The 13,372-nt window shown below is 61.5% G+C and carries 14 protein-coding genes; 1 reads left to right on the top strand and 13 read right to left on the bottom strand.

Features of this window, described 5'->3' with window-relative positions; translation table 11 throughout:
• Positions 1–57 precede the first annotated feature (57 nt).
• The 4 genes from ACOQPE_RS11250 to ACOQPE_RS11235 form a co-directional block, all read right to left on the bottom strand.
• The gene (locus ACOQPE_RS11250) at positions 58–294 is read right to left on the bottom strand and encodes an Arc family DNA-binding protein (protein ID WP_420609003.1); all 237 of its coding nucleotides are present in this window, start codon (positions 292–294) and stop codon (positions 58–60) included.
• Positions 291–596, bottom strand: coding sequence for a hypothetical protein (locus tag ACOQPE_RS11245; protein WP_420609002.1), 306 nt, complete (start codon positions 594–596; stop codon positions 291–293). The genes ACOQPE_RS11250 and ACOQPE_RS11245 overlap by 4 nt, the downstream gene beginning before the upstream one ends.
• A gap of 327 nt (positions 597–923) precedes the next feature.
• Positions 924–1,556, bottom strand: coding sequence for a hypothetical protein (locus tag ACOQPE_RS11240; RefSeq protein ID WP_420609001.1), 633 nt, complete (start codon positions 1,554–1,556; stop codon positions 924–926).
• The gene (locus ACOQPE_RS11235; protein ID WP_420609000.1) at positions 1,553–1,954 is read right to left on the bottom strand and encodes a hypothetical protein; all 402 of its coding nucleotides are present in this window, start codon (positions 1,952–1,954) and stop codon (positions 1,553–1,555) included. Before ACOQPE_RS11235 ends, ACOQPE_RS11240 begins: the two co-directional genes overlap by 4 nt.
• A 73-nt stretch (positions 1,955–2,027) precedes the next feature.
• Between ACOQPE_RS11235 and ACOQPE_RS11230 the strand changes: the two genes are divergently transcribed.
• Complete coding sequence (locus ACOQPE_RS11230) at positions 2,028–2,528, top strand: prepilin peptidase (protein WP_420608999.1); 501 nt, start codon at positions 2,028–2,030, stop codon at positions 2,526–2,528.
• A gap of 80 nt (positions 2,529–2,608) precedes the next feature.
• Here ACOQPE_RS11230 and ACOQPE_RS11225 read toward each other — a convergent pair whose 3' ends face one another.
• From ACOQPE_RS11225 to ACOQPE_RS11185, 9 genes are all read right to left on the bottom strand, one after another.
• Positions 2,609–3,340: a hypothetical protein gene (locus ACOQPE_RS11225; RefSeq protein WP_420608998.1), complete on the bottom strand. Its 732-nt coding sequence runs from the start codon at positions 3,338–3,340 to the stop codon at positions 2,609–2,611.
• Positions 3,341–3,753: 413 nt separating this feature from the next.
• The gene (locus ACOQPE_RS11220; RefSeq protein ID WP_420608997.1) at positions 3,754–4,410 is read right to left on the bottom strand and encodes a hypothetical protein; all 657 of its coding nucleotides are present in this window, start codon (positions 4,408–4,410) and stop codon (positions 3,754–3,756) included.
• Positions 4,411–4,576: 166 nt separating this feature from the next.
• The gene (locus tag ACOQPE_RS11215; RefSeq protein WP_420608996.1) at positions 4,577–5,461 is read right to left on the bottom strand and encodes a hypothetical protein; all 885 of its coding nucleotides are present in this window, start codon (positions 5,459–5,461) and stop codon (positions 4,577–4,579) included.
• 140 nt (positions 5,462–5,601) lie between these two features.
• Complete coding sequence (locus ACOQPE_RS11210) at positions 5,602–6,165, bottom strand: hypothetical protein (RefSeq protein ID WP_420608995.1); 564 nt, start codon at positions 6,163–6,165, stop codon at positions 5,602–5,604.
• A 331-nt stretch (positions 6,166–6,496) separates the two neighbouring features.
• A complete protein-coding gene (locus ACOQPE_RS11205; RefSeq protein WP_420608994.1) occupies positions 6,497–7,468 on the bottom strand; it encodes a hypothetical protein in 972 nt (323 codons plus the stop codon).
• 69 nt (positions 7,469–7,537) lie between these two features.
• The gene (locus ACOQPE_RS11200; protein WP_420608993.1) at positions 7,538–9,934 is read right to left on the bottom strand and encodes a hypothetical protein; all 2,397 of its coding nucleotides are present in this window, start codon (positions 9,932–9,934) and stop codon (positions 7,538–7,540) included.
• A gap of 24 nt (positions 9,935–9,958) precedes the next feature.
• Positions 9,959–11,095, bottom strand: a complete 1,137-nt coding sequence (locus ACOQPE_RS11195) for a hypothetical protein (RefSeq protein ID WP_420608992.1) — start codon at positions 11,093–11,095, stop codon at positions 9,959–9,961.
• Positions 11,095–12,159, bottom strand: coding sequence for a hypothetical protein (locus tag ACOQPE_RS11190; RefSeq protein ID WP_420608991.1), 1,065 nt, complete (start codon positions 12,157–12,159; stop codon positions 11,095–11,097). Before ACOQPE_RS11190 ends, ACOQPE_RS11195 begins: the two co-directional genes overlap by 1 nt.
• A gap of 44 nt (positions 12,160–12,203) precedes the next feature.
• Positions 12,204–13,355 (bottom strand): extensin family protein, encoded by a 1,152-nt coding sequence (locus tag ACOQPE_RS11185; RefSeq protein ID WP_420608990.1) that lies wholly within the window; start codon positions 13,353–13,355, stop codon positions 12,204–12,206.
• Positions 13,356–13,372: the final 17 nt, after the last annotated feature.

Below are 13,372 nucleotides of genomic sequence, written 5' to 3'. Positions count from 1 at the left end.
CCAACGCTCACATTTACGGGGGGCAGCGCGCGCCGTGCCTGCGCGGTGTGAGCGGACTCAGCGGGCCGGAGTGGGCAGGGCCTCGTTGACTGCGCGTCGAACCCAGGATGACACCGAGCGATCCTCCGCTGCGGCGACTGCTCTGATCTGTTCGAGCACGGTCGGCGGGAAGCGCACGGCGATCGGGTCGGACAGCCTCGGCGTGCGTCGTCGCGCCGGTCCTTGGGGACGCAGGTTTTCTGGCTGACTGTAGAACTCGAATTCCTCGGCGGGGGTCATGCGCTCAGCGTTCATCTGTCCTCCATGTACAGGGTGATGAGGTGCGAGGCCGCCTCATAGCAGCCGATCGGTCGGCACCGCGTCGCGTCGCCCGAATCCGATGGTGCGAGGGGGACCACGAGCACGGCTCCGTTGACTTCGGCGACCATGAGCCAGTGCGCGGGTGGGGTCGCAGGGTAGAAGAGCGGGTCGCTTTGCCAGACGTCGACGATGTCGGGTAGGCCGAGCGCGCCGTGCTTGAACAGGTGCGGGAGCTGGTCGGTGATTTCGAATGGGTCATCGTCGTCGAGGAGGTCCAGATCGAAGGGGCTCTCCACGGGAGTGACTGTATTACAACTGGATACAGAATGGACGCAGATCAGGGCTCAGCCGATTGACGCCGACGCCGGCGTGTTCGTCGACTGAGACCTGCGCTGCTGTACCGAGGCCGAGACGCGACTGCGATTCACGCACCACGCACGACAGCAGACGGAGCGGCGAGCGATGGGGCTGTCAGCATCGACGGTCCCGGCGCCTGAGTACGGCGAACTCCGCTGGCAGTTGTGGCGAACTGGTCATGAGGAACTCTGGCAATCACTGACCTGCTCTCGATTAATCCGCCTGCGCCATTTGTGGCCGGTCAGACAACTCAAGCGTGCTGGCGCTCAGCACTCGGGCAACGACGGCGGCACGGCAGGGGCTGCGATGTCGCCGGGGTCGGCTGTGGGGTCACCGGTGGCCGCGGCTGCTGTGGTCAGCAGGGCGGGGCCGGCTGCGGCTGCGTGTACCCGGTCCAGCCGTCCGGGCCACAGGGCGCTGAACGGTCCCACTGTCTCGCCGGTCACCTCCACGCGCACCCAGCCCGGCTGGCCTGCGCTGGGACGGCGCGAAGCGTCGGCGCCGCTGTGGCACCAGTCGCTGCGCACCACCGACGCGCCGGGCGTCCACCAGCGCCATCCGGCTGCGCTCGCTGCCGCGGTGCGCGCGACTGCGTCGTGGGCGGCCTGGGCCATCGACGACGCGCCCGGATGCGGGTCGGCACTCACATGGGGGCTGTCGTCGTGGGCAGAGGCCAGCCCGGCGTCTGCTGCTGCGGCCCACGCTGCCCGCAGCCCTGCTGACGCCGCTGCCTCGGCCTGCGCACGCGCTCCGCTCACTACGAGCGCCTGTGCTGCGAGCACCACCAGCAGCACCACCATCGCCGGCCACAGGATCAGCAGCGGCAGCACCTCCCCGCGTTCGTCGCGGCAGGCGCCGTTCGTCGCGGACGGGCTGTTCGGCGGCACGGCGAGCATCACGGCGGCGCGGTCCGGAACGGGCGGAACCGTTCGCGTTCGCCGCGCACGTCTTGCAGGCTGCACACTGGCAGCTTGTGCACCTCGAACCAGCCGCCGCCGTCTGCGAGCACTCCAGGCTTCCAGAACGGGCGCGCCTCGGTGTCGGCGAAGGTGATGCCGATGCGGGCGCACCGCTCCGCGTAGCGGCGGTTCAGCGCGTCGGCCTCGAACCGGTCGGCCGGCGCCCGCGCACGCCAGTCGCGTGTCACTGTGTCGGCCGCGATCACCGCTGCCCGGAAGCGGGCGCTGTAGCTGCCCGCGTCCACCGCCACGTCACGCACAGCCGTCTGCACCACCACCACGGCAGTGGCGCTGATCGCCGCGACGGCCGCTGCCACCAGCAGCCAGCTCAGCGACACCGCCCCCGCACAGCCCCGGCCCGCGCCCCCAGACCGACCCGATGCACCGCGACGGCCGAAGCGGGGTGACCCCGTGACGGCTGTGCACTGGCTGGGCACCGCGGCGGTATGGGCAGCGGCAGGCGTGTGGGCACTGCTCGGCGCGCACGCCACGGTCACCGACCTGCGCGAACGGCGCATCTCACGAACCGCCTGCTGGACAGCGGCCTTGCTCGTCACCGCCCTGCTGAGCGTCGCCGCTGTCGCCCACGGCCAGCCAGCACATCTGCTGCGCGTCGCCGCAGGCGCCGCCGCCGTGCTCATCGCCGGCGAGGCCCTCTACCGCATCCGGCCCCAGGCCATCGGCTACGGCGACATCCGGCTCATCAACGCCAGCAGCATCCTCACCGCATGGTGGGGACCCCAATGGCCCTGGTGGGCGCTGCTCGCCGGCGCAGCACTCGCCATACCCCAAGCCGCCACAGCGCACGCACGCCACGGACCCGCCACCACCATCGCCTGGGCACCGGCACTCGCCGCAGGCACCGCCCTCATCACACTCACCCGCCTCACCGCACACGGCACCACCCCATGAACCGCTGCGGAGAACCAGAAGTGTCAGATGCCGCTGTCTTGTCCGCACGCGGCCGCCTGAGAAGCGCTCGCCGCGTCTGCTCATTCGCGAATAGCTGCTGCCAGAGCATCCGGCGGCAGCGTCAAGCGGGCAGCGCAGTCGAGCACATCGCCCATCTCGGCAGCATCAGGAAGCCTCAGCCGACCCGACGGCGACAGCTCAGCGGGCAGCCATCTGAACGCAGCCGTGTTCGCTCCGCAACCCAACACCCGCCCGGTGTCGGCGACGCTCACCCACGTCACGCCCGAGTAGCACTCCAAATGCGCGGGATGCACCGTGAGAATCAGCAGCGGCCCGTCATGGCGAACCTGCACTTGCCACCAATCCCCCTCCGCCCGAGGCGGCGTACGCATTGCGTATGAAGCCGACGATCCGCCCGAACGCAGCGTCACCACATCACCCTCTACCGAGAACTCCACATTCGACGGACGCTCAGAAACCTCAGCCGCCAGCGGCGGAGAAGGCAGATCCAGCCTCTGCGCCTCTCCCCCCCAAGGCACGAAGAATGACGCCCCCCCGCCCGGCTCACTCATCTCGCCTGTTTCGATGCCGTCCAAGCCACGCGCCACCAGCCCGAGCTGCCCGAAGCACTGCGGCCTGAACCCTGCCAACGGCACCGACCTACTCGCAGGCACGTCAGCCGACAGATCCAAGAACTCCAGCCACGCCACCACCTCGTCAGCCGGGCCGTCCGCCGCATAGCTCCACTCAGTCGACAGCCATACCAACCCGCCGAATCCGCCCGGAGGGTCAACAGAGGATGGCGTGCGCAAATGCGCATCATCCACAACAGGCTGCGACGCAGGGCGCGGGGCGGCGTCCGCGGCGGACCTGTCCGCCGGTGCCCCTTCGCCCCTATCGTCCGCTCCGTCCGCCTCAGGTTTGTCAGCGGCGGCACCACCAGCGCCAAACTCTCGTCGCAACGGAACCCCAAGCGACGTCAGAGGGGCAGCTGCTGAACCCACCGAAGCGATCGGTTCGCGAGATTCAGAAGCGATATCACTAGCCGACCCCACGGAGCAACCCAGTGCCACACCAACCGACGCGACCACCAGCGCGAGCATCGCTATGCACACCGAACCTCGGGCACGCTTGGCTTGGCATAAGGTAATGATCCCGCAGCAGCCATCGGCGCTATCGCTCACTTGACAATACCCATACGGTAGTAGACCCACCCATCTATTGGCTATTCAACTAGCTCGCGATATGACAGCCAGATCATATTCAACAATGCTAAACGCGTCGGCTCGGCACAGGAACTATAATCATAATCACCCCATTTGGGCAGGGCGAACTCGATAGCTCGACCTTCGAGTTCATGGGCGACCAACTGCAACGCCCCGTACCCGCCGAAGCCGCCGAAGCAGCCGACAACATCTCCTGAGCCGATATCGAGCAAATAGGAATCAAGCCACGGGCAAGCAGCGTCACTGGAGACAATGAGGCCATAATTGACCGAATCGAAACCGGCGAAGCTAACATTGACGTCAAGATGATCCACGTTGTAACTCGACCTCGGGTCGACGTCGCCCTGATCGACCACCGCGTATCGAGGCATCACGCCACGCCCCCAAGGAACGCTCAAGCTGAGACCGCCGCCAACTCCGTACTTGAAGTCCGGTATCCATACGTCGACTCGGTCTTGCAATATATCTGGCACAGGAGGACAACCTGCCTGCGCCCCCAAGTCCACGACATGCATGAGTCCCCTATGCGTATCCCAGTATTGAAGAACAAAGCTATCGCCACCGACAGAATGATCGCGATCCACAAAGTCATCTACAGAAGAATCGTCGCCCAACACAATAAAGCCATGGAACGGCGCGGCCGGTGCTTGAGTCACCCCGGCACTAGCGACAGGCCTAGCGTCGTCCGCGGCAGCTGCACCTTGCGGTATGGCTATGGACAAAATGACCATTGCCAAGGCGAGCAGATAGGCAACCGCCGGACGACAGAGCGGCCGTGATCGTGCAGTCTCATGCCTACAGAGATCGCCGTAGCGAGCCATTTCACGGGGTATTTGGAACGACATTAACTGGTAAAATCTCAAGGTCAAGGCGACGAGCGCACATGAGATAATCGCCTGCTAATGCAAGGTCCGGTAGCGCCAAATTTTTTGGGATTTCCTCGGCAGGCTGGATCCAGCGGGTCGCCCAAGTATTGGCGCCGCAGGAAAGCATTTGGCCCGTGTTGGCTAGCGAGATCCAGCTTACCCCCGAGTAACACGGCAAATGTGCTGGGTGCACGGTGACGATGAACAGCTCACCGTCGTGGCGAGCTTGCGCTGTCCACGGTGTCTTGTGGCCATCGGACCGGAGATCGATGACCTGCTGCGACTCTCTATCAGACAACGTCAACTGGTTTCCGTAAATCGCGACATCTATATTGGAAGGCCGGTCAACGGCCTCGCGGATCAGTGAGTCAGTGGGTTGCTGCTGATATTGCGCCGTGCCACCCCATGGCACGTGGTAGAAAGCACCGCCGGTCTTGCCATCCGCTGTGATCTCACCAATCTCAACGCCTTCGGGGCCGTGGGACACCATTGCGACATGGCCCATACAGTCCAGATCGAGACCCTCGAGCGGCACCTGCGTGGCAACCTCGCCCTCAGCCGACCATCCCAAATACCGCAAACGCCATCCTAGGCTTGGATCTTCGGTCACTCCTGAACTCCACGAGGGGATGTAGAGCTGAACAATCCCTCGGAACGGCCACTTAGGTGCCGGACCATGCTCAAAGTAGCGCTGTGCTGTCCAATCGATTTCAAGCATACGAGTGGGCATCGCCCGACTCGTCGATGCCTCTCCCTCACCTAGTTGCGGGATGGCATCACTTACATGGTCATCGATGAAGTCTAAGCCAGTCATCGTCGTTGCAGATGCAGAGGCTGTCACCGTTGTTATTGCTGCCGTGGCAGTAGCGGCTGACTGTCTGGCTGGGATATCAGAACACGCACCTCCAACTAGTGCCATGAGCGCCGTGAGCAGAGCGTACCTGCGGGATCGAACACAGCGACTCATCACCTTACTCACGCTCATTGGGGGCCAGTCCACAGAGAAAGATTGACGGGATTGCACTCTAAGTCGACCGGCGGTTCCGGCAATACAAAACTCGATTCATCTGCCTCCATTGTCTGATCCCAGAGTACTGGCCCCCCCACTGACCAACCGCATGCAACCACATCACCCGATATACCGTCGAAAATATAGCTGTAGTCGTCGCATGGCGATTCGACTCCCGAGTAGAGCCTTATCGCAAAATTGCGTCCATCGGTACCACCAAATCCGGCAAAAAAACCGCCGTATAGCTCCCTTAGCTCCGACGCTCCTCTGTAGTCGACTTCAGAACCAGGATGATTCACTAATGTCAACTTGTCCCGATTCTCCAAGTCAAACCAAGCTGTACGCTCCCCAATCGAAAGTGCCAACCACGATCCCCGCGTCGGTGAATCAACCGTAGCCATCACCTGCGCTTGCAACCACTCAGGAAAGGGATCAGCCAACATCTCATTTGGCGTCCAATAGAGCGGGTATGCAGTATCTCCCCATGGTATACCAAAATGGCTTGATGCCCCCATATCGTTGAAGTGCGTGTACATGACGCCACTGTCCGACACAGATGGTTCATTTGCACATGTGACCGAGACTTGACCCATGAAAACACTGTGCAAAGCAGCGCGCTCGTCGTCCCAGTATTGTAAGTAAATTACGCTTTCGTCGGTACCGTCGTTGGAACGCGATTCGACTTTTATTGCACCCCGAAAAGGATACTTCGGCGCCTTAGCCCATTCGGGTGGCACCTGTATATTTCCCGATCCTGATTGCGCCAGAGCATTCCGCCCGCTCGTCGTCCCCAACATAGCGATCACCCCGCATATTATGACTGCACCTGCTAACAGGGCTAACGCAGCGCGACGCAAGCGCCGCTGCTTAGACTGAAGGAAATGTTGCATAGCCTTCCCATCGAAACGCTCCAGCACGCTTGTCGGCAAAGCCATGCATCATGACATAATCTAAAAACAAAAAATACTCATTCACATTCTTGATCGGATTCAACAACTCCATGCCGAAATCGGACAACAGAGTCTTGTAGCCTTCTTGAGTCTTTCGACCGTTGACAGTTGTAACGTTCCAGGATCCATCGTAATCTACCTGCACATCCGTAAATGCGTCGATGCAGTCTTGGATGAAATAATTGCACGATGTATAGGGCCGCTTGAACACACCTGCCCCAAGCGTAGCGGGATTTCTGACCCTTAAGGCTACGCCGGGACAACCGTTGTCGACATGGAAATGATGTTGATGTTTATTGATGTTCCGGTTCAGTACGTAGCTAAACCACTTGCGCAGTCCTGCCTCTACTGCGACAAGCCGCCTTCGAGACGTCACATCCATTGCCTCAGCAGCGCCATTGCACGGTCGCGATGCGATACGTCGGTTGTCTTGCTTCCAGCCAACCCAGTATATGTCCAGTGCCTTACCTTCGTAATGAAAACTGCCTGTTGAGCGAAGCACGCGCCGCTGCGCCTCCGTCACCAATAGTTCAAGCTCTTCATAACCAGTCCCGTAATTCTTGGCGAACCAGCCCACGTTACTCAAAAAAGACAGAAGTGGCTTACGCATATCAGGGTGACACCTGAGTGCTCCACTGGAGGACGAGAAGAAACGGGTCCCTCGCTTCGAGACGATCTGGTCGATATCCTCCGAGTCTACCGGACAAACGGGACCCTTCAGCCAGTCGTCATTCTGGAGCGATTCCCACTGCACTGCACGAAGATCGATTCCCAAGGGGTCGGTGCCGCTACTCATGTAATAGATCTCGTTGTCGTCCAAATTGATTGCTCGCGGTGGTTTGTAGCTGCAACCCGCTCCAGCCTCAACATCGCTATCGGCCTGTGTCATGTATGCCTACTACTTTCATCAACTAGAATAACCATGCAATATCGATATATGTCAAGTTGCCACCGAGACTTAGGATGCTTCCGCAGTATCAATTAACCGTACAGGAGGAAGTACAGAAGAAACCACCAGATCACGAGATATTTGGTTCAAAATGTTCGCCTCTACGGACTCCACATCTACTTCGATCAAATCACCATTGACTAGTGTTTTCGCCACACGATGACCATCCGCGGCTATAACCGATAAATGTACCGCTTCTCCCCATACTGATGCACCCAGCAATTCCTCGTGTGCTTCCAGAGTGAAGGCGATCTGATTTTTTGAGGTGTATCCTCGTGTGCCGGATACATCCGAAACTATAACGACCTCATCCCACTCAGTGCTCAAGACACCCCAAAGGGACCCGTGATCTATCGGAAGCAGGCGGTTGATTTCGGCTGTGCCGCTACGGGCACTGGAAGCATCTACGACAGCAAGCCCCGCAATGGAATCTGGTATCTCGGCAAACGCGTAGTAATCGATACCCAAGGTGCCACTGCTTTCGAACACACCGCTAATCGAGCCGCCTGTTCCCTCTCTGATCTCCAATGTCCGATAGTCCCAACTACGCAGATCTTCGGTAGAAATTGCAGTTGACAGATGATCCATGAAGGTATGCCGATGAGGGAACGGTACCGGTCGGTGTGGTTGTTGACGAAGGCGTACACTTTCGTGCCCTGCTGCTTGAAGTAGCTCTTCGTAATCCATTCCAAGCTCGAATACTAGTGAGCCAGTATTGACGAGCCTGTGTCCGCCGATGATGAGGGTGTCGTCGATGGTGCCGATGCAGCGTGCGGTGAAGTCGGGGGGTGCGTCTACTGGGTGCTCGGCGCCGTCGGTTTCTGAGCGGAGGACGATGCCGGTGCCAGCGGGGTCGGCTCGCAGGGTGAGGAGTTGGTCGTTCCAGACGGCGGCGTCTGCGAAGCCGGGCTCGACTTCGACGATCTCCACGCCCGGGTCCGCCGGCATCAGGCCTGCGGGGTTTGCCGCTGCTGGGGGTGCTGGGCTGCTGGGGCCGCCGAGCAGGCTGCGGCCTGCGAGCCCGGCGATGCCGGCTGCGCCTGCGGTTCCGCCGACTACGGCGAGGAACCGGCGGCGGCTCATCGGCTTGCGGGCCGCTGAGCTTGCGGGGCCGGTGTCGTCTGGTGCTGCGGGGGGTTCAGGCGTCATCGGTGCTCGGGGGGTGAGGGATCTTGACGTTGAGGGTGTGCCGGTCGGCGCTCGCCGGTGTGGTCTTGGCGGCTGCCGCGACGACGTAGGTGCCCTTGTCGAGCTCGAGACGGACCCTGGAGTCGGTCGTGTTGCCGTCCAGGTAACCGAAGCCGGTGCTGCTGGCGTCGCCGTCGTTGGTGCCGGCGTCATCGTTGCGGCCCGCGGGGTGCCGCCGAGGTCTGCTTTCACGTCGCCGGTGTCGATCGACCTGGGATCAGGCGGTGCGCGGTACAGCGCCAGATAGGTGTCGCGGTCGTCGGACCACAGCCGGATCGTGACCTGCGCGTCGTCGTGGGGCACCCGCAGCACGTAGAACTGCGCCCGATAGCTCGCAGCGCCGTCCGACACCGTGCAGGCTGTCGCCGCGGGCCAGCTGGCCGAGTCGAGATGCCAGCGGCCCAGCGACACATCGGCTACGCATCTGGCGGGTATCTGGGTGCCGTCGGGCTTGACGATCTTCACTTGGCCTGCGGCGGGTCCGGTGCATACGGCTCTGCCGATGACGACGATGACGGTCCGGCCTGGGGCGCAGGCCTTGCCTGCGGGCACGACTCTGACCGTCGGGGCGGTGCCGGTGTCGGCTGGCGGGGGATCGGCGTCGTCGGTCTGGGCGTCGGCTGCCGCGGCGGCGGAGGCGCTGTCGGGTTGCGTGGCGGTGGGCGTTTTGGGTGTGATGGCGACGACGGCGAGGTAGCTGCCAGGCCGGTCGGGTGTGACCTTCAGCACGCCTGACCCGGCGGCGGCGCTGACGGTCACGTCCGCGCCCACGTCGCCTGCCATGGCCACTTCGGCGTTTGCGGGCCGGTACTCGAACACGAACTCGGTCGTCTGGCCGTGGGGCGCGTGCAAGGAACTGCTGAGCCCGTGCACCGTGACCGCGCTGATGTCGAGCCGGTACGCGCCGGTGTCGTCGTACGCGGAAGCGGACGCCTCGAGCGTGTACTTCCCTGCGGGCAAACGCCCGGCTTCGACGCGGCTGTCGCGGCGGTAGCTGCCGTTCTCGTCGCCGATGTCGTCGCTGGCAGCGCGGACCCTTCCGGCGCCGTCGACGCTGTGACCGTCGATCAGCCGCAGGAACGTGTCGAAGCTGCCGGAGCCATTCGTGCGCTTGCCGCCGACGAGCTCGACGGTGACAGATGCTGTGCCGGGCGAAACGCTGCAAAAGGGCGACAGCACCATCCATGCCGCACCGGCATGAACAGACCACTGACCCATTCCCAGGGTCTCGCCGACTTGCATTCAGGGCAAGGGGCGCCCGACGGAACCCAGGTCAAACCGTGCGGCGCATTCCAAGTAGTCCGGCACATCGTCGGGGTCGGGCAGCCGCAGTTCCGGCCGGCCCGCGGCAGCACCGAATCCGTCCGCGCTGGCGTCGGTTCTCACAACCGCGGTCGCCATGGTGTTGGCGCCGCAGGTGATCAGCTCGCCAGTCGAGACGTCGAACGCCCACGTCACCCCTGAGAAGCACTCCAGATGGGCCGGCTGGGCGGTCAGGAGCAACAGCGGGCCTGCGCGCAGGGTCTGGACTTCCCATCCCGGACTCTGGGGCCAAGGCGGCGAACGGACCAGCAGCGAACCCGCCCCGGCGACGCTCACCGCGTCCCCCGCCGACACGAACGCAACGTCCATATGCCGGTCCTCGATCGCAGCGGCGAGCTCCGGCGAGGACCCCTGCCGCCAAGTGACCGCACCGTCGGCCGCCAACCAAACGGCGTTGGCCGCGTCCCCGAACTCAGCCTCACCATTGCCATGAACAACCGCCGCCACCCGACCGACGCACTCAACCGAGAACTCCACCGGCAAGACAACAGAGCCAAACGCAGCGCTGCTGACGCTCATGCAGCGATCCTCGTCGAGCACTAGGCCCGAGCGCACTATCTGCCATCTCAGCGGCCAATCCGGCCACCAAGAGGAACCAGCACCATCAACGTGAGCAAAGGGGTCGGCGACAGGCATCAACTGCACCAGCTCAGCGAAAAATACGCCAGTCGGCGGCGCGCCAAAGTCCAGAGAATCTGCCCAAGTCCAAAGGCCGCCAACGTAGTAGGTCTCGTCTGGAACCGTGTAGTACCCGCAGCTTCGCCCGTCCCGACGGTGTGCTTCCTCGCCGCTCACCGGCACAGGCCCCGATGCTGCCCCAGATGCCGTGGCATCGTCGCCGTCGGAAGCGACGGTCGGCGGCGGCGCCTCCATTAGCGCCACATGAGCCGAATCAGGCGGAGCGCCAGATGTGGTCGGTTCTGCCCCCGCTTCGTGCGCGACGCTCGCAGCAGCATCTGCCTCCGACCGGCCGGCGTCAGGCACCGGTTCGCTCCCCATCGCACAGCCGGTCGCTGCGAGCGCCAGCCACAGCAGGCCCACCAGAACGCGCACCATTATCCAGCCCCACCGCGAGGCAGCTCGCCTTGCGCCTGCGCCTCATTGTTCTCGGCCACAGCGAGCACAGATGCCCACGACGTCCGGGGGCATTCGTCAAGACCGCGAAGCGGAGGCACATCGCTCAGATCAGACCCCGACGGCAAGCCCACCGGCAACAGCACCGTGTCAGTGCAGCTCAGCGCCAAACCCGTCCGAGTGTCCTGCACCACCGAATGAGGGACGACACATGGAAAGTACCAATCCGTCGCGCCCATCGACCAGATCGCCCGTTCACCGCTAACGCGTTGCACCCTGAGCGCATGTGACGGCGGCGACCAGCCAGATGAATGTTCCGATTCGGACTCGTCGTAGTCGGCCTCCTCAACTTCGAGCAGCATCTCAGCACGATCGCGGTCAACCTCGCTCAAAAAGCCGTCAAATCGAGGATATGAAGCCAACACATAGTGCTGCACGCCTCTGCCGTTCTCGAACCTGAGCACTTCATCGGCCCGCCCCCAAGGGCCGGTGCTAGCTTCGAGAAAACCTAACGACACAAACGGCTGAATGCTCTCTTCCGGCGGTCGCAACGCATCCGATGTCACCTGATAATGTGCGTAATACTCATCCAGAATCATCGAACTAGTATGCGCGCTGAATCGGTCCACGACGAACGGATGATCAGACGAAGGCAACGATTTCCATGAAACGATAGGACTCGTCAGTAACGGATAGGCAGCGTCACCCCAAGGTGCCACAAACGAACCCATCATTTCTGGCGAAGCCAAAGGTTTATGTCGCAATCTAGCAAAGAACGCATAGTCAGCGCTGTAGCCAAGATGAAGTGCCCAAGCGCCAATAAGACATTCTCGCGCACTCAGTCCTGAATCGAGGCCCAAATCGAAACGCTCTCCGTCCGGAATGCCCACGAAAGTTCCCGCATAGTCGACCATGCCGACGAACGGCCACACCGGGGCAACAGGCGACACCCCAGCCGCGTCAGCCTCGCCATCGGGACCCGCCGACACAGCAGGCTGAACGGACAGCACCGTCGCGCAGACCAAGCAAACAGACACAACCGTCACGAGAACCCGCCTCACGACTGCCCGTTCTTCAGGAACAGAACGCATCACACGATCGGCGATGTCGTAGTATCGCCATACCTGTAAAAGCCTGCGCGCTCATTAGCGAACCCGTGCATCATGATATAATTCAGGAAAAGCCAGTAGTGGGAGCCATACTTCTCCGGTTGCAAGCGCTCCATCCCCAGATCGGACATCAAGGCTCTATAGCCTTTTTTGGTAGTTGCGTCATATGTTCCAAAATGACGACCGAGGTTGTCTTTGCTCAGGCGCACGTCGGTGAATGCTTCAATGCAATCTTGCAGAAACACTACGTGCGACTTCAACCCGAGATTGAAACCCACACACGCACCGTCGTCCACATGAAAATGATCCGCGTGGTCATCATCATAGTTACGGTTGAGCACCGTGCCGAAGAACTTCCTCAAGCACGCCTCTACCGTTACCATGCGCCGGTAAGCTGCAGTGCTAGATTGCACATCGCTTCGCCCGCGGCAGGGCCGCGCTGCTCGCCTCTGAATGGGCCGTTCGAGAGTCGCTTCGTTCCAGCCAATCCAGGTGATATCGATCGCTCTATCGTGATAGTGCCAGCTCCCCTTGACGGCAAAGGTCGAGCCGTAGATGTCTGCTCGCCGTAGCCATTCCAACTGCCTTTGTGTCACACGTTTCTGACCATTGTCTACAAAATCAATGGCTGGGTAAATTACCGTAGTCGGTGTAGCGGTGTCTCCTTTAGTCGATGTAGCAGTGGCCGCATGTTTCCTAGCCTCCGCTACAGACTTACTCAGTCTTTCTCGAACATTCGCCTCATAAAGCGTAACCGTTTTGCCATCAACCGCATGCTTAAACCGGAAGTCTGGACGCGATACACCACTATAGCCGATGATCTCTAGCCTACCATAACCGATGCCATACCGCGACGAGAACCAATCGAGATTGGCAATGCAGTTATCCAAAATGCTGTGTAAGCATGGATGAATCGTAGGTGCTTTTGGATCACTCGCATTATAATCGCCGAAATCCTCAGAGCTGTTTTCATTGAAACCAGCGGCACATGCGCTACCCGTCAAGGATCGCAGATCTACCTTCAAATCTCCCTCGGGGTCACGAAATCTGTAAGCACCTTCAGTAGACGGTACCGGCACGATCGTGACGGGCGCATCGCGGCCACAGGAGTGATCGCACGCCTCCTTCGTCATGAATCTCTCCCTCTCGA

The organism is Candidatus Poriferisodalis sp., from assembly GCF_965219595.1.
GTDB lineage: Bacteria > Actinomycetota > Acidimicrobiia > Acidimicrobiales > Poriferisodalaceae > Poriferisodalis.
The sequence above is the reverse complement of the archived record's forward strand: the minus strand, read 5'-3'. Positions and strand labels throughout refer to the sequence as shown.

What these genes read in the sequence shown, in the direction of transcription:
- ACOQPE_RS11250 (WP_420609003.1), bottom strand. Translation starts at nt 294, where the DNA reads ATGAACGCTGAGCGCATGACCCCCGCCGAGGAATTCGAGTTCTACAGT.
- ACOQPE_RS11210 (WP_420608995.1), bottom strand. Translation starts at nt 6,165, where the DNA reads ATGTACACGCACTTCAACGATATGGGGGCATCAAGCCATTTTGGTATA.
- ACOQPE_RS11205 (WP_420608994.1), bottom strand. Translation starts at nt 7,468, where the DNA reads ATGACACAGGCCGATAGCGATGTTGAGGCTGGAGCGGGTTGCAGCTAC.
- ACOQPE_RS11200 (WP_420608993.1), bottom strand. Translation starts at nt 9,934, where the DNA reads ATGGGTCAGTGGTCTGTTCATGCCGGTGCGGCATGGATGGTGCTGTCG.
- ACOQPE_RS11195 (WP_420608992.1), bottom strand. Translation starts at nt 11,095, where the DNA reads ATGGTGCGCGTTCTGGTGGGCCTGCTGTGGCTGGCGCTCGCAGCGACC.
- ACOQPE_RS11185 (WP_420608990.1), bottom strand. Translation starts at nt 13,355, where the DNA reads ATGACGAAGGAGGCGTGCGATCACTCCTGTGGCCGCGATGCGCCCGTC.